Source organism: Aquihabitans sp. McL0605, from assembly GCF_049993875.1.
Taxonomy (GTDB): domain Bacteria; phylum Actinomycetota; class Acidimicrobiia; order Acidimicrobiales; family Iamiaceae; genus Aquihabitans.
Genome location: NZ_CP188252.1, coordinates 3,460,425 through 3,482,196, shown reverse-complemented (window position 1 = coordinate 3,482,196; position 21,772 = coordinate 3,460,425). Strand labels below are relative to the sequence as shown.

The 21,772-nt window shown below is 70.7% G+C and carries 17 protein-coding genes; 9 read left to right on the top strand and 8 right to left on the bottom strand.

Going from position 1 to position 21,772, the window contains the following annotated elements; all coding sequences use genetic code 11:
- The first annotated feature begins 104 nt into the window (after window positions 1-104).
- Entirely contained in the window at window positions 105-2,096 is a 1,992-nt protein-coding gene (locus ACPPVX_RS16055; protein WP_426571580.1) for a DUF4214 domain-containing protein, read from the top strand.
- A 6-nt stretch (window positions 2,097-2,102) separates the two neighbouring features.
- On the opposite strand, the gene ACPPVX_RS16050 is transcribed toward ACPPVX_RS16055, so the two are convergent.
- Both ACPPVX_RS16050 and ACPPVX_RS16045 read right to left on the bottom strand, forming a co-directional pair.
- A complete protein-coding gene (locus tag ACPPVX_RS16050; protein ID WP_426571579.1) occupies window positions 2,103-2,903 on the bottom strand; it encodes an SDR family oxidoreductase in 801 nt (266 codons plus the stop codon).
- Window positions 2,900-4,153 (bottom strand): NADH:flavin oxidoreductase, encoded by a 1,254-nt coding sequence (locus ACPPVX_RS16045; RefSeq protein WP_426571578.1) that lies wholly within the window; start codon window positions 4,151-4,153, stop codon window positions 2,900-2,902. The genes ACPPVX_RS16050 and ACPPVX_RS16045 overlap by 4 nt, the downstream gene beginning before the upstream one ends.
- A 198-nt stretch (window positions 4,154-4,351) precedes the next feature.
- Between ACPPVX_RS16045 and ACPPVX_RS16040 the strand changes: the two genes are divergently transcribed.
- The 6 genes from ACPPVX_RS16040 (at window position 4,352) to ACPPVX_RS16015 (ending at window position 11,957) form a co-directional block, all read left to right on the top strand.
- Window positions 4,352-5,713 carry an ABC transporter substrate-binding protein gene (locus ACPPVX_RS16040; RefSeq protein ID WP_426571577.1) on the top strand — a complete coding sequence of 454 codons (1,362 nt, stop codon included), beginning with the start codon at window positions 4,352-4,354 and terminating at the stop codon, window positions 5,711-5,713.
- A gap of 5 nt (window positions 5,714-5,718) precedes the next feature.
- Window positions 5,719-7,797, top strand: coding sequence for an ABC transporter permease (locus ACPPVX_RS16035; RefSeq protein WP_426571576.1), 2,079 nt, complete (start codon window positions 5,719-5,721; stop codon window positions 7,795-7,797).
- Entirely contained in the window at window positions 7,790-9,343 is a 1,554-nt protein-coding gene (locus ACPPVX_RS16030; RefSeq protein ID WP_426571575.1) for an ATP-binding cassette domain-containing protein, read from the top strand. The genes ACPPVX_RS16035 and ACPPVX_RS16030 overlap by 8 nt, the downstream gene beginning before the upstream one ends.
- 38 nt (window positions 9,344-9,381) lie before the next feature.
- Window positions 9,382-9,729 carry a hypothetical protein gene (locus tag ACPPVX_RS16025; RefSeq protein ID WP_426571574.1) on the top strand — a complete coding sequence of 116 codons (348 nt, stop codon included), beginning with the start codon at window positions 9,382-9,384 and terminating at the stop codon, window positions 9,727-9,729.
- A 111-nt stretch (window positions 9,730-9,840) separates the two neighbouring features.
- The gene (locus tag ACPPVX_RS16020) at window positions 9,841-11,241 is read left to right on the top strand and encodes a glutamate decarboxylase (protein WP_426571573.1); all 1,401 of its coding nucleotides are present in this window, start codon (window positions 9,841-9,843) and stop codon (window positions 11,239-11,241) included.
- Between the two features lie 11 nt (window positions 11,242-11,252).
- Window positions 11,253-11,957: a hypothetical protein gene (locus tag ACPPVX_RS16015; protein WP_426571572.1), complete on the top strand. Its 705-nt coding sequence runs from the start codon at window positions 11,253-11,255 to the stop codon at window positions 11,955-11,957.
- A 9-nt stretch (window positions 11,958-11,966) separates the two neighbouring features.
- Here the strand turns inward: ACPPVX_RS16015 and ACPPVX_RS16010 are convergent, their stop codons facing one another.
- From ACPPVX_RS16010 to ACPPVX_RS15990, 5 genes are read right to left on the bottom strand one after another with little or no spacing between them, the layout of a single operon-like run.
- The gene (locus ACPPVX_RS16010) at window positions 11,967-12,791 is read right to left on the bottom strand and encodes a hypothetical protein (protein WP_426571571.1); all 825 of its coding nucleotides are present in this window, start codon (window positions 12,789-12,791) and stop codon (window positions 11,967-11,969) included.
- On the bottom strand, window positions 12,788-13,570 hold the full coding sequence (locus tag ACPPVX_RS16005) for a DUF4239 domain-containing protein (RefSeq protein ID WP_426571570.1): 783 nt from the start codon (window positions 13,568-13,570) through the stop codon (window positions 12,788-12,790). Before ACPPVX_RS16005 ends, ACPPVX_RS16010 begins: the two co-directional genes overlap by 4 nt.
- Before the next feature lie 32 nt (window positions 13,571-13,602).
- Window positions 13,603-14,259, bottom strand: a complete 657-nt coding sequence (locus ACPPVX_RS16000; RefSeq protein WP_426571569.1) for a phosphatase PAP2 family protein — start codon at window positions 14,257-14,259, stop codon at window positions 13,603-13,605.
- 20 nt (window positions 14,260-14,279) lie between these two features.
- The gene (locus tag ACPPVX_RS15995; protein ID WP_426571568.1) at window positions 14,280-15,524 is read right to left on the bottom strand and encodes an MFS transporter; all 1,245 of its coding nucleotides are present in this window, start codon (window positions 15,522-15,524) and stop codon (window positions 14,280-14,282) included.
- Between the two features lie 13 nt (window positions 15,525-15,537).
- The gene (locus ACPPVX_RS15990) at window positions 15,538-16,815 is read right to left on the bottom strand and encodes an NAD(P)/FAD-dependent oxidoreductase (RefSeq protein WP_426571567.1); all 1,278 of its coding nucleotides are present in this window, start codon (window positions 16,813-16,815) and stop codon (window positions 15,538-15,540) included.
- Window positions 16,816-17,037: 222 nt separating this feature from the next.
- Between ACPPVX_RS15990 and ACPPVX_RS15985 the strand changes: the two genes are divergently transcribed.
- Both ACPPVX_RS15985 and ACPPVX_RS15980 read left to right on the top strand, forming a co-directional pair.
- Window positions 17,038-18,660, top strand: coding sequence for an FMN-binding glutamate synthase family protein (locus tag ACPPVX_RS15985; RefSeq protein ID WP_426571566.1), 1,623 nt, complete (start codon window positions 17,038-17,040; stop codon window positions 18,658-18,660).
- 33 nt (window positions 18,661-18,693) lie between these two features.
- Window positions 18,694-20,466, top strand: coding sequence for a thiamine pyrophosphate-dependent enzyme (locus ACPPVX_RS15980; RefSeq protein ID WP_426571565.1), 1,773 nt, complete (start codon window positions 18,694-18,696; stop codon window positions 20,464-20,466).
- A 15-nt stretch (window positions 20,467-20,481) separates the two neighbouring features.
- Here ACPPVX_RS15980 and ACPPVX_RS15975 read toward each other — a convergent pair whose 3' ends face one another.
- A complete protein-coding gene (locus ACPPVX_RS15975; protein WP_426571564.1) occupies window positions 20,482-21,723 on the bottom strand; it encodes a hypothetical protein in 1,242 nt (413 codons plus the stop codon).
- Between the last annotated feature and the right edge of the window lie 49 nt (window positions 21,724-21,772).

Below are 21,772 nucleotides of genomic sequence, written 5' to 3'. Positions count from 1 at the left end.
GGCACGGGCCCGCCCCTCACCGCGCCCGCCCCCGCGCGCCCGCCCGAGCGAATGAGTAGCGAGTGCTCATGACCCCTGAGCAGGGCTTCCGTACGTTGCTCAGCATGAACAAGACCACCGCCCTCCGAGGGGTCGGGCTCGCCCTCCTCACCTCGCTCACCGCCCTCGCGCTGCCCGCCTCACCGGCTGGGGCCACCACCGGCAAGGCCCCCGTGAACGGCCTGATCTCCGTCGCCACCAACGACCACACCGGCAACAAGGACTCCACCTCGTCCGACCTGAGCGGGCTGGGTCGGTTCGTGGCCTTCAACTCCGACGCCAGCGATCTCGTCGCCGGCGACAGCAACGGCATCGGCGACGTGTTCGTCCGCAGCACCCTCTCGGAGACCACCACCCGAGTCAGCGTCTCGAGCCACGACGTCCAGGGCAACGGGCTGAGCGACCAGGCGGCGATCAGCTACAACGGCCGCTGGGTGGTCTTCCGGTCGCTGGCCACCAACCTGGTGCCCGGCGACACCAACGGGAAGGCCGACATCTTCCTGCGGGACCTGCAGCTGAAGACCACGGTCCGGGTCAGCCTCACGAACAACGGGGCGCACCAGCTCACCGGCGGCGACTCCGCCCACCCCAGCATCTCCTACGACGGCAAGCAGGTGCTGTTCCAGTCCGATGCCACCAACGTCGTCGACTGGGACCTCAACAACGCGACCGACATCTTCGTCCGGGACCTCACCGCCGGGGCCACCGAGATCGAGTCGGTCACCAGCGCCGATGCCGCCCTGACCTCGCCCAGCGACTACCCCGCCTTCAGCGGTGACGGCCGCTACGTGGTGTTCGGCTCGAACACCACGCAGGTGGGCGTCGACACCAACGGCCACAAGGATGTGTTCCTCCGCGACCGCCAGCTCGGCACCACCGAGAAGGTCAGCACGGCCAGCAACGGCGACCAGAGCGACGGCGACTCGTACTGGCCCAGCGTGAGCGACAACGGCCGCTTCATCACGTTCCAGTCCCTTGCGACGGACCTCACCCCCGCCGTCGACGCCCCGAGCTACGACGTGTTCCGACGCGACCGCACCCTCGCCACCACCGTGCTCGTGTCCCGCAACACCGCCGGGCAGCCGGCCAACACCGGCGGTTGGGACCCGGACATGAGCGCCGACGGCCTGAAGGTCACCTTCACCTCGGGCGCCACCAACCTGGTCAGCGGCGACACGAACGGCGTCACCGACACGTTCGTCCGCGACCTCGCCGCCTCCACCACCGTGCGCACCAGCACGACGAGCAGCGGCGGCCAGCTCAACTCGTACACGATCCTCCCCAGCATCAGCCCCGACGGGACGGCCGCCGGCTACGCCACCGCCTCGGAGCTGGGCTACGACCAGCAGGGGAGCAGCAACCTCGACGTGTACGTGCGGGCCAGTAACGAGCTCGGCCCGTTCGCCAACACGACCGGTCTCATCCAGCGCAACCTCATCGACTTCACCGGGACGGCCCCGACCATCGGCCAGATCGTCGGGTTGAACAACCGGGTCCTCTACGGGGTGGCCAGCTCCGAATCGACCATCAACGGGCTCGCCCACGGCACGTTCGATGACCACCGCGGTCCGATCATGCGCCTCTACTGGGCCTTCTTCCTCCGCATGCCCGACCTGAACGGGCTGGACTACTGGTCCGCCAAGGAAGCCGGCCCCACCACGCTGCGCCAGATCGCCAACTCGTTCGCCAAGAGCTCCGAGTTCAAGACCAAGTACGGGCAGCTCAGCAACTCAGCGTTCGTCACGCTCGTCTACCAGAGCGTCCTCGAGCGCAACCCCGATGCCGCGGGCCTGGCCCACTGGGTCGCCGAGCTCGGCAACGGTGTCTCCCGCGGCGAGATGATGGTCGGCTTCTCCGAGTCGTCCGAAGGCGTCCGCCGCATGCGGGGCGAGGTCGACACGGTCCTCGTCTCGCTGGGCATGCTCCACCGCCTCCCCAGCAAGGGCGAGTTCAACGGCTACGTGGCGCTGCTCGAGGTCAGCGGGGGCCAGCCCACCGAGGTGCTCATCTCCAACATCCTCACGTCGGCGGAGTACGCCAACGTGGTGGTGAAGTAGCTCGCCTCAGGGCACCCACGGGGTGGGGTTGTCGGTGGCACGGAACAAGGCGTCCGTGCCACCGTCGACGCACACCACCGATCCGCAGAAGAAGCGGGCGTGCGGTCCGAGCAGGAAGGCCACCACCTCGGCCAGCTCGGTGGCCGTGCCCTTGCGGCCGATCGGGATCGGGTACTGGTCGATGAACTGGCCGATCGTGGGATCGTCCCGGGAGGCCTGGAGCAGCGGCGTCTCCACCGCACCCGGAGCCACCACGTTGAGCGTGATGCCGGCCCCGGCCCACGCCTCGGTGGTGGCCTGCTGGCGGGCCCACCACGCGATGGCGGTCTTGGTGGCCGGGTAGGTGCCCAGCGATCCGGCCGCGTCGGCGGCGTCGCGGGCGGCGGCCTCGTCGCCATCGAGGCACAGCTGCACCACGTCCATCGGCACCCCCGGCTGGCAGGTGGTGGAGTTCGAGCTGATGGCGACCGCGGCAGGCCGATCGCCGAGCGCGAGCAGCGGGCGGAGGCCCTCGTGCAGCGCGACGGTGCCGAAGTGGTTGACCGACACCAGGACGCTGCCGGGGACGTGGGTCAGCCCGGGTACGCCCGCCCAGGTGACGAGCCCGTCGATGGCGCCCCCGCTGGCCTCGGTGACCGCGGCGATGGCGGCGGCGCGGCCCTCGGGGGTGCCGAGGTCGGCGATCACCTCGGCGTCGCGCTGGTCGACGCCGATCACCCGCTGGCCGTCGGCCTCGAGCACCGCCTTGGTGGCGGCCCCCATGCCGGAGGCCGACCCGGTGACGACGACGGTGCGCGTGCTGCTCATGGATCGGTCCTCACGGTCAGGGGCTGGGGGCGGGCGGGCGGCTCCGGGTCGACGAGGGCGCACCGGGTGCCGCTGTAGATGGTGGGCAGGCACTTGTTGCAGTGGATGCAGATGCCCGCCGCCGACCGCCCGGCCGCCATCTTGTTGACGAGGTCGGGCTCGCGCAGGAGCGCCCGGGCCATGGCGACGAACTCGAAGCCCTCGGCCATGGCGCCGTCGATCGTGGCCACCTCGTTGATGCCGCCGAGCAGGACCAGCGGCATGGTGAGCTGCTCGCGGAACTGGCGGGCGAACGGGAGGAAGAAGCCCTCCTCGAACGGGATGGTCGGGAAGATCCGGCGGCCGAAGACGCGGAACCCGAGCCCGACGAGGCGGCCCTGCGATGCCGCGAACTCCTTCATCGGCACCTCGCCGCGGAAGAAGTACATGCCGTTGAGCACCGAGCTGCCCCCGGTGAGCTCCATGGCGTCGAGGTGGCCATCGTCCTGGAGGAGCTGGCCGAACTGCAGGCTCTCGTCGAGCCACAGCCCCTGCTTCACGCCGTCGGCCATGTTGAACTTCGCCAGCACCGCGACGCGGCCGTCGGCGACCGTGCGCACGGCCTCGACCACCCGGCGCGGGAACGTCGAGCGGTTGGCGATGCTGCCGCCGAGGTCGTCGGTGCGCTTGTTGAGGTTGGGGCTCAGGAACGAGCTCAGGAGGTAGTTGTGGCCGAGGTGGACCTCGACGGCGTCGAAGCCGGCCTCGATCGCCACCCGGGCCGCCCGCTCGAACTGCGCCACCACCTCGTCGAGCTGCTCGTGGGTGGCACCATGCACCCGACCCATGGCCGGCATCGAGAAGCGGGTCGACGGCGCCAGGCTCGGGTACCGCTTCGACTGGTTCTGGGCCACGAGGCCGGCGTGGCCGAGCTGCGCCGAGATGGCCGCCCCCTCCGCGTGCACCGCTTCGGTGAGGCGCCGGAGGTCGTCGATCTGGTCCTCGGTGAACACGAGCGTGTCGCGGCTGACCCGACCGCCCTTCGACACCGCGCAGTACGCCAGGGTGGTCATGGCCGCCCCACCGCGGGCGACGGCGACGTGGAAGTCGATCAGCTCCTGGGTGACCGCGCCCCGGGGCATGACGCCCTCGAAGGTGGCCGCCTTGAGCACCCGGTTGCGCAGCCGGAGCGGTCCCAGCTGCGCCGGCTCGAAGGCTGACGGAGCGGCGCCGGCAGCGGGGTGGGGGTCCACGTCATCATCGGAGGGCATCGCCGCCGAACGTAGCCCGCCGTCCTGGCGCGATCCTGACGGTCCGTCAGGAACTTGCGCGATCGCCCAGCACAGCACGTTCGGTTGCGGGTAGGTTCAGCCGCGTCCGGCACCGCTGGACGCGCAGAGTTGCACTAGGGGCTCCTCCGGATCGGGACCAACACCTCGGTCCGGCGGTGGCAAACAGATGGGGAAAACATGAAGAAGCTCGTCGGCGTCCTCGCCGTTGTTGCCCTTGCCGTCGTCGCCGCAGGTTGTGGCGATCGAGGCTCCGACACCTCGGGTTCGTCCTCCGGGTCGACCACCACCGCGGCTGCCACCGCAGGGGCGGGAGACTGGGGAACGCTCAAGGACGTGTGCGGCCCCAACGAGGGCGGCGGCAAGGTCCCCACGGGCACCGACTCGCAGGGCGTCAGCGCCGACGGCATCACCCTCGGCACCGTGGCCGACCCCGGCTTCTCGGGACGCCCCGGGCTCAACCAGGAGATCTTCGACGCCGGCGATGCCTTCGTGAAGTGGTGCAACGCCGCCGGCGGCATCAACGGCAAGACGCTGAAGCTCAACAAGCACGACGCTGCGCTCACCAACTACCAGCCCGTCATCGAGCAGGCCTGCAAGACCGACTTCTCCATGGTCGGCGGCGGGGCCGTGCAGGACAACCTGTGGGCCGACACCGGGCTCAAGTGCAACCTGATCGACATCGCCGGCTTCGCGGTCACCCCGCAGAAGGCCGGCCTCGCCGGAACCTCGCCGACGGCCAGCCGCACGGTGCAGCCGGTGCCCAACCCCGGCGACCGCTACCCGATCGGTGGCGTGAAGATGGTCGACGCCAAGTACCCCGGCGCCTTCGACAAGACCGGCTTCCTCTACGCCGACTTCCAGACGCTCCAGGCGCAGTACTCCAAGGAGTCGCAGGGCTTCGAGAAGGCCGGCGCCACCATCGTCGACACGCAGACCTACGGCGTGAACGGCGAGGCCAACTGGAAGCCGTTCGCCACCACCCTGCAGAACAAGGGCGTGAAGTGGGTCAAGTTCATCGGTGAGGGCGCCAACGCCGCCGGGCTCGAGCTGGCCATGCAGCAGATCGGCTACAAGCCCGAGGTCCGCTACTACGAGACCAACTTCTACGACCAGGCGTTCCTCGACGCCGCCGGCCCCGCGGCCAACGGCGCCTTCGTGAGCACCTCGTTCATCCCGCTCGAGGAGGCCAGCACCCACCCGGCCACCCAGCGCTACGTCGACAACATCAAGAAGTACGGCGGCAAGCAGGCCCTCCTCGGCCTGCAGAGCACGTCGGCCTGGCTGCTGTTCGCCACCCTCGCCAAGCAGTGCGACCAGGACAACGACCTCACCCGCGACTGCATCCTGAAGGGCGCATCCGCGGTGACCGAGTGGACCGGTGGCGGCCTCCACGCCGCCTCCAACCCCTCGAAGAACGAGCCGTCCGACTGCCAGATGGTGATGCAGGTCAAGGACCTGAAGTTCGTGCGGTGGGCACCCACCGACCAGGACTTCAGCTGCGACCCCGGCAACGTGGCCAAGGTCAAGGCGGCGAAGTAGGCGCCTTGGACCACTTCCTGACGTTCACGATCATCGGGCTGGTCACCGGAGCCCTCTACGCGGTCGCCGCCAGCGGCCTCGTGGTCACGTACACCACCTCGGGCATCTTCAACTTCGCCCACGGCGCGTTCGGCATGTTCGCGGCGTTCGTGTACTGGCAGCTCCGGGTCCAGTGGCACTGGCCGGCCCCGATCGCGCTGGTCGCGGTGCTGCTCGTCCTGGCGCCGCTCTTCGGAGCGGCGGTGGAGCGGGTCATCATCCGCGGCCTGTGGAACGTCTCCGAGGTCACCAAGCTGATCGTGTCGATCAGCCTCCTGTTCGGCGTGTACCAGGCCGCCAACATCTTCTTCTCGCCCACGGTCGGCCGGAACATGCCCGGCTTCTTCGCCGGGAACTCGATCGACCTGGGCGTGTACCAGATGTCGTGGCACGAGGGCATCACCATCGCCGCCGCCATCGTCACCGCCATCGCCCTGCGCTTCCTCCTGTTCGGGACGCGCAGCGGCGTGGCGATGCGGGCCGTGGTCGACGACCGCGACCTGTCGCGGCTCAACGGCGGGCGGCCCGACCGCTCGGCGATGCTGTCCTGGGCGATCGGCTCGTCGCTGGCCGCGCTGGCCGGCATCCTGCTGGCCGGCAGCCAGGGCACCCTGGCCCACATCCCGCTCACCCTGCTCGTGATCAACGCCTACGGCGCGGCCATGTTCGGCCGGCTGCGCAGCCTGCCGCTCACGTTCCTGGGCGCGGTGCTGATCGGCCTCGCCCAGTCGTACGCCGTCGGCTACCTCTCGCTCGACACCCCGCTCAACTCGATCGCCGGTCTGCACCTCACCACCGGGCTCTCGCTCAACGGCCTGCGGGCGGCCATCCCGATCATCACCCTGTTCGTGGTGCTGCTGTTCCTGCCGCCGCTCAAGGTGCGGGCCGGCGCCCAGCTGAAGTCTCGCGAGATCATCCCGTCGCCCGGGCCCCGACGCTGGCTGATCGGCACCGTGCTGCTCGCCGGCTCGGCCTACGCCTTCGCCACGATCTGGTCCGGGCTGCGCACGTTCCAGATGGGCCAGGGCCTGGCCCTCGGCATCGTGATGCTCTCGCTCGTGCCGCTCATCGGGTACGCCGGGCAGATCTCGCTGGCCCCCATGGCGTTCGCCGGCATCGGCGCCATCGTGATGGGCGGCTGGGGCGGGCACGGCACCCCGTTCGGGCTGGTGGCGGCCGTGGTCGTCACCGCCGCGGTCGGCGCCCTGGTGGCCCTGCCGGCCATCCGCCTCCGCGGGCTCTACCTCGCCCTGGCCACGGCCGCGTTCGCGGTGCTGATGGACCAGCTCGTGTTCAACCAGAACGCCATCATCCCCAACGGCAACCTCGCCGTCGGCCGCCTCGACATCTTCGGCTTCTCCTTCGACAGCGACCGGGCCCACCTGGTGCTGATCGGCGTGGTGTTCGGCCTGGTGGCCACCCTCATCGTCTGGATGCGCGACCGGCCCTTCGGGCGTCGCCTGCTGGCCATGAAGTCGAGCGACGCCGCCTGCGTCACGCTCGGCGTGAACCTGGCCACCACCAAGCTCCAGGTGTTCACGCTGTCGGCCGGCATCGCCGGGCTGGGCGGCGCCCTCTACGGCGCCCAGCTCAACTCGATCAGCCCGCCCACGTTCCAGTTCCTGACCGGCCTGCCCATCGTGCTGTTCGCGGTGATCGGCGGGATCGCCGCGGTGGGCGGCGCCCTGTTCGGCGGCGTCATCTACGCCCTCACCTACCTGATCATCCCCGACGTGTACCCGGGCCTGACCAACCTGCTCATCCTCGGCCCCGCCCTCGCCGGCATCAGCCTCGGGCGCAACCCCAACGGCGCCGTCAACGAGACGGCCCGGTCGATCAAGGCCCTGCTCGCCGAGCGCCGGGCGGCCGCCGCTGCCAAGGCGGCCGGGGTCGCGGCGCCATCCGACCTCGACGTGATGGGCCTCGACGGGTTCACCGACGCCGACCGCGTCGCGCTCGACCGGGCCACGGGGCTCGACACCGAACCGCTCTACGGTCCGCTGCGAGCACCGACCGGCGCCCGGGAGGTGCTGGCCCGTGGCTGATGCACCCGTGCTGCTCGCCGCCGAGGAGCTCACCGTCCGCTTCGGCGGCCACGTCGCGGTGTCCGAGATCGACCTCCAGGTCCGTGCCGGCACGGTCACCGGGCTGATCGGGCCCAACGGCGCCGGCAAGACCACCACGTTCAACGCGCTGTGCGGCCTCCAGAACGTGAGCCGCGGCAAGGTCACCCTCGACGGCCGCGACATCTCGTCCCTGTCGCCGCACAAGCGGGCCCGGCTCGGCCTGGGCCGCACCTTCCAGCGCCTCGAGACGTTCTCCCTGCTCACCGTCCGCGAGAACATCCTCGCCGGTGCCGAGTTCCGCCAGCGCAAGGCGGGCGGCCGCCGCGGGGCCACGGCCATCGCCGACGAGCTGATCGAGCGGCTCGGTCTGGGCGACGTCGCCGACGATCGCGTCGACGGGCTGCCCACCGGACGGGCCCGCCTGGTCGAGGTGGGCCGGGCGCTGGCCAACGGGCCCCGCGTGCTGCTGCTCGACGAGCCGTCGTCGGGGCTCAACGAGGCCGAGACCGGCGAGTTCGCCGTCGTGCTCCACCAGCTCACCACCGATGGCCTCGCCGTGCTCCTCGTCGAGCACGACATGAGCCTGGTGATGAGCGCCTGCCAGCACATCGACGTGCTCGACTTCGGGCGCATCATCGCCTCGGGCGACCCGGCCACCATCCAGGCCGACGAAGCCGTGCGCGCCGCCTACCTGGGCGACCAGGACGAGCCCGCTCCCAACACGCCCGCCGGCTCGGCCACCGCCAGCATCGGCACCGCAGGGGGCGGCGGCGAGCTCACCGAGCCCGAGCACGAGGAGCTGGTCGAAGCGGCCATCCCGGTGCTCGAGGTCCGCGACCTGAGCGCCGGCTACGGCGACTTCGACGTGATCGACGGCATCAGCTTCGAGATCCCCGCCGGCGAGGTGTTCGCCCTGCTCGGCCCCAACGGCGCCGGCAAGACCACCACGCTGCAGGTCATCGCCGGGCTGCTCCCGGCCAGCAGCGGCACCGTGGCCGTGTGCGGCCGCGGCATCCTCGGAGCCGACGCCGACGCCCTGGCCCGCGCCGGCATCTGCATGGTGCCCGAGGGCCGCGGCGTGTTCCCCAACCTGAGCGTGGCCGAGAACCTCTGGATGGCCACCCACACCGGCACCCGCCGCCACGACGTCGAGGAGATCGCCTACCAGCGCTTCCCTCGGCTGGGTGAGCGCCGGGGGCAGACCGCCGGCACCCTCTCGGGCGGCGAGCAGCAGATGCTGGCGATGGCCCGGGCCATGAGCACCGATCCCGCCCTGCTGATCCTCGACGAGCTCTCGATGGGCCTGGCGCCCATCGTCGTGCACGAGCTCTACGAGCGCGTCGCCGAGATCGCCTCCACCGGCATCTCCATCCTCGTGGTCGAGCAGTTCGCCCACGAGGTCCTCGGCGTCGCCGACATGGCGGCGATCATGCTGCACGGCCGCATCGCCAAGGTCGGCCCGCCCACCGAGATCGCCGCCGAGCTCGAGACCGCCTACCTCTCCGGCGCCATGGCGCCGTCGTGACCCAACCGCCCACCAGCAACCTCCAGGAGCAACGCACCGTGGACGACCCCAAGACCACCCAAGGGATGGCCCCCGAACGGCGCCAGCAGTTCGAGGACGACATCGCCAAGGTCCGCGTCAAGACCGGCGGCGCCGCAGGCGAGCCCCGGATGATCGCGCTGGGCATCGTGCTCATGGTGGTGGGCGCGGCGGTGGCCCTCGTCGCCTACATCGTGTCCACCTCGCAGGCCGACCCCCGCGACGTGTCGAGCATGATCATCCTGGCGGTCTTCGGCCTGACCCTGGCCGTGGCCGGCATGGCCGTGTTCCTGCGCTACTCGATCGGCCGCTTCCTGCGGTTCTGGCTGCTGCGGCTCATCTACGAGCAGCAGGAGCGCGCCGCCTGACCTGGAGGCCCCGCACCCCGATCGGGTGAGCACGGGTGGATCGGTGCGTGGTAGGCCGTGCACCGACAACGCCGAGCCACCCCGGCCGCTCGGCCTCATCGGGAGACGACCATGGCCCTGCACGATCGCGATTCGATCCGCCACGAGATGGAAGACAGCGTCTTCGCCGGGCAGGACCTGTCCAGCGCGCTGCCCAAGTACCGCTTCCCCGGGGAGGAGATCTCTCCCGGGCACGCCTACCAGGTGATCGCCGACGAGATCATGCTCGACGGCAACGCCCGCCAGAACCTGGCCACCTTCTGCCAGACCTGGGAGGAGCCCGAGGTCATCCGGCTCATGGAGCTCGCGGTCAACAAGAACATGATCGACCGCGACGAGTACCCGGCCACCGCCGAGATCGAGCGCCGCGCCACCCACATGATGGCCGACCTCTGGAACGCTCCCGACTCCGCCAACACCGTGGGCACCTCGGCCATCGGCTCGTCCGAGGCGTGCATGCTCGGCGGCATGGCGGCCAAGTGGCGCTGGCGGGCCCGCCAGGAGGCGGCCGGCAAGCCCACCGACAAGCCCAACATGGTGTGCGGCGCGGTCCAGGTGGTCTGGCACAAGTTCGCCAGGTACTGGGACATCGAGATCCGTGAGGTCCCGATGGCGCACGGCCAGTACTTCATGACCCCCGAAGACGTGCTCTCCCGGGTCGACGAGAACACGATCATGGTGGTCCCCACCCTCGGGCTCACCTACACGGGCGCCTACGAGATGGTGAAGCCGATCTCCGAGGTGCTCGACCAGTACCAGGCCGACACGGGCATCGACGTCGACATCCACGTCGACGCCGCCAGCGGGGGGTTCCTCGCCCCGTTCTGCGCCCCCAACCTCGAGTGGGACTTCCGCCTCCCCCGCGTGAAGTCGATCAGCACCTCGGGCCACAAGTTCGGGCTCGCCCCCCTGGGCGTGGGCTGGGTGGTGTGGCGCGACGCCGAGCACCTCCCCGACGACCTGATCTTCCACGTCAACTACCTGGGCGGCGACATGCCCGTCTTCCAGATCAACTTCTCCCGCCCCGCCGGCCAGATCGTCGCCCAGTACTACGACTTCCTCCGCCTCGGCCGCGACGGGTACCGGCGGGTCCACGACGCCGCCTACGCCACCGGCCGCTACATCGCGCAGGAGATCACCAACATCGGCCTGTTCGAGCTGCTCCACGACAGCGACCCGGCCACCGGCATCCCCTGCGTCACCTGGCGCGTGCCCGAGGGCGAGGACCTCGGCTTCACCCTCTACGACCTGGCCGACCGGCTGCGGATCAAGGGCTGGCAGGTGCCGGCGTACACGCTCACCGGCGACGCCTCCGACATCGCGGTCCAGCGGGTGCTGGTGCGCCAGGACGTCAGCCGCGACCTCGCCAGCCTCCTCATGGACGACTTCCGCGAGGCCATCGAGCACCTGGGCCGCCACCCGGTCACGGTGCCGATGACCAAGGAAGAGTCCGCCGGCTTCAACCACCTCTGAGCCGCACCTCCGTGGCGAAGATCGATCCGAAGACCGGCGGCTCCATCTGGTGGGACCCACGGCAGGCCGACTGGTGGGTGGCCGCCAACTTCGCCGTGGGCTCCAGCTGCTTCATCCTGGGCGCCACCCCGGGCTACGAGTCGCTCGTGGGGGCCGATGCCGACGGTGTCACCTACTTCATCGGCTCGCTCTTCTTCACCACGGCGGCGTGGCTCCAGGTGCTGGTGTCCACCGGCGCGATCGGACGCGGCATCCGCACCCGGCGGGCGGCGCGCTGGCGCACGGTGGCGCGGGCGCCGCGCCGGGCCGAGTGGTGGGCGGGCATCGTGCAGTTCGCCGGCACCCTCTGCTTCAACGTGTCGACGTTCCTCGCGCTCCAGCACAGCCTGTCGGCCAAGCAGTCCGACCACCGCGTGTGGGCCCCCGACTTCTTCGGCTCCATCGCCTTCCTCGTGGCCTCTGCCCTGGCGTACGCCGTGGTGCGGAAGCCGTGGGTCACGTGGCGGCCCCGGGACCTCGACTGGTCGGTGGCCACCCTCAACATGGTGGGCTCCATCGCCTTCATGGCGTCGGCCCTCGCCGCCTTCGTGATCGAGGACGGCTCGCTGCGCAACGCCCAGGTCGCCAACGCGGGCACCTGGGTGGGCGGCGTCTGCTTCCTCCTCGGCGCCATCTTCCTCATCCCCGAAGAGGTCGAGGCCCCCGGCACCGCCTGACCCCGCCGGTCAGCTGGCGGGGAGGCCTTGGGCGTCGCAGGGCAGCGGGCCGGCGGGAGCGATCGCCTGCATCTGGTCGAGGACGCGCAGGGTGCGTTCCATGGCCACGGGCTTGAGGCCGCCGACGCCCTTGTTGAAGGGCTGGTCGAGCACGTTGATCAGCAGCAGGCTCGACACCACCACCGCCACCACCGAGCCCATGAGGGTGGCCTGCACGAAGCGGGCCTCGCCGCTGTCGGCGAACAGGAGCATGTACCAGAAGATGACCGCCGCGCTGAACAGCAGCACCGCCCACAGCGGGCCCGGGATCACGCCGACGGCGCCGTGGACGCGGTCGTTGCGCGCCGCCTCGCGGTCCGAGGTCTGGTCGATCCACTTGCTGTAGGCGGTCTGCTCGGCGTTCGTCTGCGGCTCGATCTGCTTGGTGGTCTTGAACATGTCGACCGCCCACGGGTTGGCGGTGTCGCCCTGGGTGCCGTCCTGCATCCGGGGCCACGCCTGGTGCACCACGTAGCGGGCGTAGCAGACCAGCTCGGCGCTGAGGTCGTCCCGGTGCTCCCTGGGCAGGAACTGCGCCGTCTCGTACTGCTGCGACACCACCAGCGCCTCCGTCTCGGCGCCGCTGCGGGACTGGTCGAAGCTGGTGAACGCCAGCACGACCACCAGGCCCAGCAGCACGGCGAAGCCGGTGGCCAGCACGCCGAACACGCCCGACGCCCGGTCGCCGTCGTGGAACCAGCTGCCGTCGGGCGCCTTGGTGCGGGCGAACAGCATGAGCGCGATGCCGACCGCCACGGAGACGGCCACGATGGCGACGCAGACGAAGAGGTTCACGGCTGGAACCCACCCGCGGCGAGGCTGGCGCGGATCACGTCGATCGGTCCGCCATCGACGATGAAGCCGCCGCTGAAGGGTGCGCTGATGGCCAGGAGCAGGGCCATCGCGAGCGCGACCACCACGACCAGGCCCGCGGTCAGGGCGGCCACGCGCGGCCGGTGGTCCAGGGCGAGCGCCGCCGAGTTGGCGATCAGCGCCAGGCCCGACATGAGCACGACGATGAGGTAGAGGTCGGGCAGCTCGTTGGCCCTGGTGGCCAGGCGCTGGCGGCGCAGGCTGGTGAGCGAGTCGAGCGCGCCGAGCAGCTCACCGCCCTGGGCGCTGCCGACCTCTTCCTGCGCCGCCTCGGTGCGCACGGTGCGCTCGAGCGCGCTGAGCGCCGTCATCACCGCGGGGCTGCCGTCGCTGTCGCCGCCCGACCACTCGTGGAGGCGGGTGAGCCGCAGGTACGAGACCAGCTCCTTCTGGATCGCCACGGTGTCGATCCCCGGGCTGGTGGCCGCCCACGCCATGCGCGACGCGGCGGCGGCCTCCGCGCTGACGTTGTCCTCGGCGGAACGGAACTGCGTCGCCTCTGCGCTCAGGGTGGTGGCCGTGAGGAGGGCGAACACCGCGCCGAGGGCCGGCATCAACGGCCCCGCGACCAGGCTGGTGGACCGGACGTCGTCGCCGAGGTGGTGGCGCAGGATCCAGCGGAACCCGATCGCGAGCGAGGCGCAGCCGGCCGCGGACACCAGGACCACCAGCCACGCGGGCAGCCCGACGAGCGTGGTCATGCGCTCCCCTCCCGGTCGGACATCTCCGAAACCTAGGGGGTCGGCGCGTCCGCCTGGGGAATGTTCGGCCGGCCTCGAGGGACGCGGAGGTCGACCAGCCGCAGCCCGGCCAACCCGACGAGCGTGCCGAAGCTCCACCCGCCGATCACGTCGATCGGGAGGTGGACCCCGTCGATCATGCGGGCCGCGCCGACCAGCCCGGCCGCCAGCACCGGGATCCACCGGTAGCGGGCGGGGACCGTGGCGGCCACCATCACCGCCGAGCCGGCCGCCACCGCGCTGTGGCCCGAGATGTAGCCGAACCCGGTGGCCCCGGCCTCGCGGAGGTGGATGTCGGGGAGGTAGGCGATCGGCCGCCCCCGCTCGACCACGCCCTTGATGGCCTTGGCCCCCTGCCAGTTGGCCCAGCCGACGGCCACCGTGGCCAGGGCCAGGAGCCCGTCGCGCCGGAACGCGGCGATGCCCGCCGCCACCAGGAGCGGGGCCCCGAACGTGCCCAGCTGCATGATCGGGAACAGGGCCGTGCCCACCGCGGCAGGCACGGCGTTGATCCACCGCTCCAGCCGCAGCTCGCCGCCGGGCACCGGTCGGTGCGCCGCCACGATCCACGACGCCACCAGGCCCGCCGCGGCCACCGCCGCGATCGCGCCGCGGTGGGTGAACGAGACGGGTGCCGCCGATCGGTCCATGGCCGCAGGACCGTACCGGCTCAGGGGCGGGCGGTGACCGGCGCCACCACGGCGGCCGGATCGTCGAGCGCGGCCAGGCGCTCGGGCTTGAGCAGCCGCAGCAGGGCCACCACCGCGAACAGGGTGATGCCCGACGCGATCGTGACCTCGCCCAGGCCGAAGTGGTCGGCGAGCGGGCCCTGGAGGGTGGCGCCGACCGGGTACAGCACGCCGAGGGCGAGGAAGTAGAAGCTGAGCACGCGGGCCCGCAGCTCGGCCGGCGCCCGCAGCTGGACCACCGTGCCGATGCCCGAGAACACGAACATGTACGTGGCCCCGACGCCCACCAGCGCGAGCGTGGCCAGCTCCGGTGTGGGCGCCAGGCCGTAGAGCACCAGCGCGGCGGGCAGCAGCACGAAGCTGAGCAGCAGCATCCGGTACCGGCCCAGCCGGGCGGCGAGGACGGGCAGGACCAGCGCGCCGGCCACGGCCCCCACGCCCTGGGCGGTGACGAACCACGACGTCAGGCTCGACGCCCCGTCGAATCGCACCCGAGCCATCGCCGGGATCAGGGCGATGAACGGCGACGCGGTGAGCGCCACCACCGAGATCATCAAGATGGCCGAGCGCACCCCCGGCTCGTCGCGCGCCGCCCGAGCCCCGACGCGGATCCGGGTCCACAGACCGGCGTCGTCGGTGGATGGCACGTGCTTCGGCAACCGGAGGGCGAACAGGGCCAGCACCATGGCCGCGAACGACAGCGAGTTGATGGCGAAGGCGGCCGTGTACGAGCCGAGCGCGATCGCGATGCCCGCGATCGCGGGCCCCACGACCCGCCCGAGGTTCCACTGGGCTTGGCTGAGCGACACGCCGGCGAGGAGCTCGTCGGCCGGGACCAGGTCGGGGAGCATGGCGCTGTACGCGGGGAAGCCCAACCCGGCGACGCACCCGGCGACGAACACGACGATCGCCACCGCGCCCGGTGTGGTGTGGCCGGTGAACGACAGCAGCGTGAGGGCGGCAGCGCACACCATCTGCGCCAGGGTCATGGCCATCAGCAGCTTCCGACGGTCGAGCCGATCGGCGAACGCGCCGCCGATCGGCCCCATCAGCCCCATCGGGAGGAACCCGGCCGCGGCGACGAACGCGGTCCACCCGGCCTCGCCGGTGCGGTTGGCGACGAGGTCGCCCACCGCGACCGTCTCCATCCACGTGCCGACGTTGGAGATCAGCCCCGCCGACCAGACCAGCGCGAAGTTGCGGTGGCGCAGCGGGGCGAGGGCCACGGACCGGCCGCGCCTAGTCGTCGGCTTCCCAATCGATGCGGTAGGCGTCGGGGTGGTCGACCAGCGCGGCGGGCCGCTTCTTGCTGACGTAGTCGTTGCTCCACGCCAGCAGGGCCCCGATCTTGTCGCGGGTGCCCGACAGCAGCGAGGCGTGGACCCCGAGCCAGGCGGCGAACGCCATCGGCCCGTCGATCTCGTGGCGCTTCGCCCCCAGCTCGGCCACGGCCGCGTTGCGCCCGACCATCGCCATGATCCCCTTGTCGTGGTACTCGAACGGGGTGGTCGCCCGGCCGGCCAGGTTGGCCATGATGTTCGCCCCCGCCCAGGTGCCGGCCTGCTGGGCCACCGAGCCCAGCTGGGGCAGCGGGTTGCCGTGCTGGTCGGTGATGTTGGCGGCGTCGCCCAGCACGTAGACGTCGGGGTGGCCCGGTGCGCTGAGGTCGGGCTCGACGTCGATGCGCCCGCCGCGGCCCTGCGGCAGGCCCGATGCGCCGATCACCGTGGACGCCTGCTCTCCGCCCGCCCAGATCACCAGGTGGGTGGGGATCTCGCTCCCGTCGCTCAGGACCACCTTCGACGGCTGCACCTCGGCGACGCCCGTCCCGAAGCGGAACTCGACGCCGTCGCGCTCGAGCGCATCGGTGGCGAAGCGCTGCGACTTCTCGGTGAACCCGTTGAGGACGTGGGATCCGTGGTCGACCACGATGACGCGGGCCCGGTCGACGGGGAACTCCGGGTAGAAGTGCGGGATCACCTCGTGGATCATCTCGGCCACCGCCCCGGACGTCTCCACGCCGGTGGCGCCGGCCCCGACCACCACGAAGTTGAGGGCGCCCTGCTCCAGGTACTTGGCGTCGCGATCGACCGAATCGATGATGCCGAGGAGGCGGGAGCGGAGGCGCTCGGCATCGTTGACGGAGTAGAGCGGGAAGGCCAGCTCCTCCGCCCCCGGTGTGGCGAAGAAGTTGGGCCGCGCCCCGGCCGCCAGCACGAGCACGTCGCCGCTGAGGGTCACGCCGTCGGAGGTGGTGACCGACCTCGCCTCCAGGTCGATCGACGCCACGTGACCGGTGGTGACCCGGACGTTGGGGTAGTGGACGAAGATGTCGCGCAGGGGACGGGCGATGTCGGGCACACCCAGCTGTGCGGTGGCCACCTGGTAGAGCAGCGGCTGGAACTGGTGGTAGTTGTTCCGGTCGACGAGCTTCACCTCGACGCCGTGCTTGGCCAGGCGCTTCGCGCACGCCACGCCGGCGAACCCGCCACCCACCACCACGACCGAACGCTTCATCGCGACCCTCCACATCGAGCACCGGCGCCCGGACCGACGAGGCTACCGGCGAGCCGGGAGCACCCCGCGAGCAACGTCGCCCGTGCCGCGCGAAAGCCACCATGACCTCCCCGCCCGCCCGATCAGGGGTGGGCTATCGTCCGCGCGGGGGCCGCACCACCGGTGCAGCGGAGCGCCCGGGAGACGTTGCACCGGTCGCGATCGGTGCCGGAGGGGAAGTCCATGATCCAGCGAATCCGCTCGGGTGCCCTGGTCGGCTGCGTGATCGGAGCGATCGCCACGCTGGGCCTGGCGCTCATCAGCCCCTGGTGGCTGCTGCTCGAGCTGCTCTTCGTGCCGCTGGCGATCGTCGGGATCTACGACTACACCCAGCCCCGCCACAGCATCCTGCGCAACTACCCGATCATCGGCCACCTGCGGTTCATCGTCGAGGACATGGGCCCCGAGCTGCACCAGTACCTGGTGGAGAACTCCGAGGACGGCCGGCCGTTCAACCGCGACACCCGCTCCCTGATCTACCAGCGGGCCAAGGGCGTCGCCGACGAGAAGGCGTTCGGCACCGAGCTCGACGTCTACGAGAACGGCTACACGTGGATGGCTCACTCCATCGCCCCGAAGCCGAGGGTGGCCGACCCCGTCGCCGACCTGCGCATCACCGTCGGCGGCGAGCAGTGCGCCCAGCCGTACTCGCTGTCGGTGCTCAACATCTCCGCGATGAGCTTCGGGGCCCTCGGGCGCCAGGCCGTCCGGGCCATGAACCTCGGCGCCAAGAACGGCGGGTTCGCCCACGTCACGGGCGAGGGCGGCCTGTCGAAGTACCACCTCGAGCACGGCGGCGACCTCATCTGGCAGATCGGCACCGGCTACTTCGGCTGCCGCACCACCGACGGCGAGTTCTCGCCCGAGCTGTTCGCCAAGAACGCGGCGCACGAGCAGGTGAAGATGATCGAGATCAAGGTCTCGCAGGGCGCCAAGCCCGGCCACGGCGGCATCCTGCCCGGCGCCAAGGTCACCGAGGAGATCGCCGAGGCCCGCCTCGTCGAGCCCGGGAAGGACGTCTTCTCCCCCACGTACCACAAGGCGTTCTCCACCCCGCTGGAGATGACGGCGTTCATCGCCCAGCTGCGCGAGCTGTCGAACGGCAAGCCCGTCGGCTTCAAGCTCTGCATCGGCGATCCGCGGGAGTTCATGGCCATCGTGAAGGCGATGATCGCCAGCGACACGTACCCCGACTTCATCGTCGTCGACGGCGGCGAGGGCGGCACCGGCGCCGCGCCGCTCGAGTTCTCCGACTCCCTGGGCTTCCCCCTCGTCGAGGGGCTGATGGTCGTGCAGAACATCCTGGTGGGCGCCGGGGTGCGAGACCGGATGAAGGTCGGCGCCAGCGGGAAGATGGTCACCGCCTCGGCCATCACCCAGTCGATGGCCCTGGGCGCCGACTGGTGCAACTCGGCCCGGGCGTTCATGTTCGCCGTCGGGTGCATCCAGTCGCAGCGCTGCCACACCAACCAGTGCCCGGTGGGTGTCACCACCCAGGACCCGCGGCTCCAGCGGGCGCTCGTGGTCCCCGACAAGTCGAAGCGGGTCGAGCAGTTCCACCACAACACGGTGCAGGCGCTGGCCGAGATGATCGCCGCCATGGGCCTCGACCACACGTCGCAGCTCAGCTACGACCACGTCATCCGCCGCGTCAGCCAGTACGAGGTGCGCACGTTCGGCGAGATCCACAAGCCCTTCGAGCCCGGAGAGCTGCTCGACGGGACCGCGCCCGACCGCTTCCAGTTCGCCTGGGACAACGCGTCCCCCGATGTCTTCCGCCCCGCCGTGGGCCGCGTCAGCCGCTGAGCCCGCGCCCCACCTGACCCCAGGAGGCCCCCGATGGCCGAGTCCAAGAACGTCGCCCAGGTCCTGCTCGACATCCTCGCCGACGCCGGGGCCAGAGACATCTTCGGGGTCACCGGCGACGCGCTCAACACGCTGCTGGAGGGGATCCGGACCGACGACCGCTTCCACTGGTACGGGATGCGCCACGAGGAGAACGCCGCCTACGCCGCCTACGCCCAAGCCGAGCTCTCCGGCGGCATCGGGGTCTGCGCCGGCACGGTGGGCCCGGGCTCGCTGCACCTCATCAACGGGCTCTACAACGCCAAGCGCGAGGGCGCCGGCGTGGTGGCGATCACCGGCCAGGTGGCCCACATCGAGAAGGGCACCGGGTACTTCCAGGAGGTCGACCTCACCAAGGCCTTCGACGACATCTGCGACTACCAGGCCATCGTGAACACGCCCGAGCAGGTCACCCGGGTGTGCGAGATCGCGGTGCAGAAGGCACTGGTGGAGCAGTGCGTGGTGCGCATCGAGCTGCCGGTCGACATCATCGGCGCCAAGGTGGAGGGCCGGCACTTCCTCCACCCGCTGACCCACACCAAGCCGCACTTCTCCCCGTCCGACGGCGACCTGGCCCGCGCCGCCGACGTCATCGACGGCGGGAAGAAGGTGGCGCTGTTCTGCGGGGTGGGCTGCCGCCACGCACGCGACGAGGTCCTGGCGCTGGCCGAGAAGCTGAGCGCACCCATCGTCCACACGCTCCGGGCCAAGGACATCTTCGACTACGGCGATCCCAACGTCGTCGGCCTCACCGGGCTGATCGGCAACCCGTCCGGCTACCACGCCGTCTGGGACTGCGACGTGCTCGTCATGCTCGGCACCAACTTCCCCTACGACGGCTTCATCCCCGACGGCATCGAGATCGTCCAGATCGACGAGCGGGTGGAGAACATCGGAAAGCGGGCGCCGGTCACGGTCGGCCTGGTCGGCACCATGAAGGCCACGCTCCAGGAGCTCACCCCGATGGTCGACCACCAGCGCGGCGGCCGCTTCCTCCACCACCTCGGCAAGGTGCGCGACCGGTGGCTGGAGGCGATGGACGAACAGGCCAGCCTCGACCGCCACGACGAGCCGATCCACCCCCAGCTGTTCGCCAAGACGATCAACGACAAGGCGGCCGACGACGCCTTCTTCGCGGTCGACGTGGGTGAGTGCACGGTGTGGGCCGCCCGCCACCTCCGGCTCCCGGGCGGCCGGCGCATGGCCGGGTCGTTCAACCACGGCTCGCTCGGCTCCGCCCTCCCGATCGCTCTGGGCGCCGCGGCGCTCGACCCGTCGCGCCAGGTGTGGGCGCTGTGCGGCGACGGCGGCTTCGGCATGGCGATGCAGGACTTCGTGAGCGCGGTCCGGTTCAACTGGCCGGTCAAGGTCATCGTGTTCGACAACTCGGAGCTGGGCTTCGTGAAGATGGAGACCGAGGTGGCCGGCCTCCCGCTCAACACGGTGGCCACCCACCTCCAGAACCCCGACTTCGCCGCCTACGCCCGCGCCTGCGGCGGCCACGGCATCCGGGTGGAGCACGCCGCCGACGTGGCCGCCGCCATCGACGAGGCCATCGCCCACGACGGCCCCGTGATCATCGACGCCATCGTCAGCCCCGGCGAGCTGACCATGCCCCCGCACATCACCGTCGAGGAGGCCTGGGGCTTCGGCATCTCCAAGGTCAAGGAGGCCCTGATCGGCATCAAGGGCGAGCACGAGCAGTGGGACGGCTGGCGCGAAGAGCTCAAGGCCAACCTGCACAAGGACACCCTCAAGTCCCTCTAGCCCCAGACCGCCCGATCAGTCGAAGACGTGGCCGTGGTCGTAGCGCTCGTCTTCGCCGGCGGCTTGGGTGAGGGCGGCGACGTTGTCCCTGGTGAAGAAGCCCTCGTAGCCGTGGCAGCGCTCGACGTACTCGGTGATGAGCATCGAGTACGGCGAGCTCTTGGAGAAGATCTGCTTGAGGTTGGGCTCGTCCTTGCACTCACCCACCACGTCGGCGAGGAACGGGGTGCCCATCTCGCTGAGCTGGCGGACGACGTAGTCGACGTTCTTCTCGTCGACCACGTGGCCGTCGACCACGGCGTAGGCCATGTGGTGCATCCGGCGGCCGAAGTTGCGGACGAAGTCCTCGGTCGGCATCGGCAGCCCCTCGAACGAGTTCACGAACGCCGGGGTGTTGTTGGCGGTGAACACGCGGGCCGGTGACTTCTTGTCGTCGTCGGCGGTGCGGGTGCGCGTGACGTTGGTCGACGAGTTCATCTCGCTGATGTTGTACGCGCCCCAGAAGTAGTACGGGACCATCGTGAGGTACTCGAGGATGGCGTCCTCGCGGTCGCCGGCCAGGACGCGGGTGGCCATGTGGTCGAGGCCCAGCACCTTGTCGGCGATGTCGTGCCCGTCCTGCAGGGCGGCGGCGGCATCGATGGTGGCCTGCTCGGCGGGGGTCAGCGTGAGGCGCTCGCCGAAGCCCACCGCGTCGAGGTCGTCGATGTCGACGTCGACGTAGCCGACGCGGTTGTAGGTGTGGTCGGACAGGAACGTGAAGAGCAGGTGGTCGGTGGCGTAGAGCGGGGCGATGGTGTCTCGCGGGTAGACGAACCGGATGCTCTGCGGTTCGAGCGCGCGGCGGACGGCGTCGATGGAGGTGGCCTGGTAGACCTCGCCGACGTAGCGGGCGTTGGGCTTGCGGGCCGACAGCGGGTAGAGGCTGTTCCACTCGGTGAGCTTGTCCTCGTAGGTGGCCGACAGCGGCTCGAGGACGAGCAGCCGGGGGTAGTCGGGGCTGGAGGTGAGCGAGAAGACCTTGTGGGTCTCGGTGAGGCGGGCCTCGGTGAGCCGGTACGGGCCCATCACCGCCAGCTCGGCGATGTAGGGGACGGCGTCACCGTGCTCGACCTGGACCACCACCGCGGCCATGTCGCCCACCACGTCGTCGATCCCGCTGTCGGCGCGGCGCTGGTAGATCTTCGGCAGGTACTCCCAGAAGAACGCCGAGTTCTCCTTGTCGCCTTTCGGCTGGTACGTGGAGAGGTCGATCACGGGTGGCTCCTTGGTTCCGGTGCGGGGCACGCGGGCTCGGCGGGTTCGT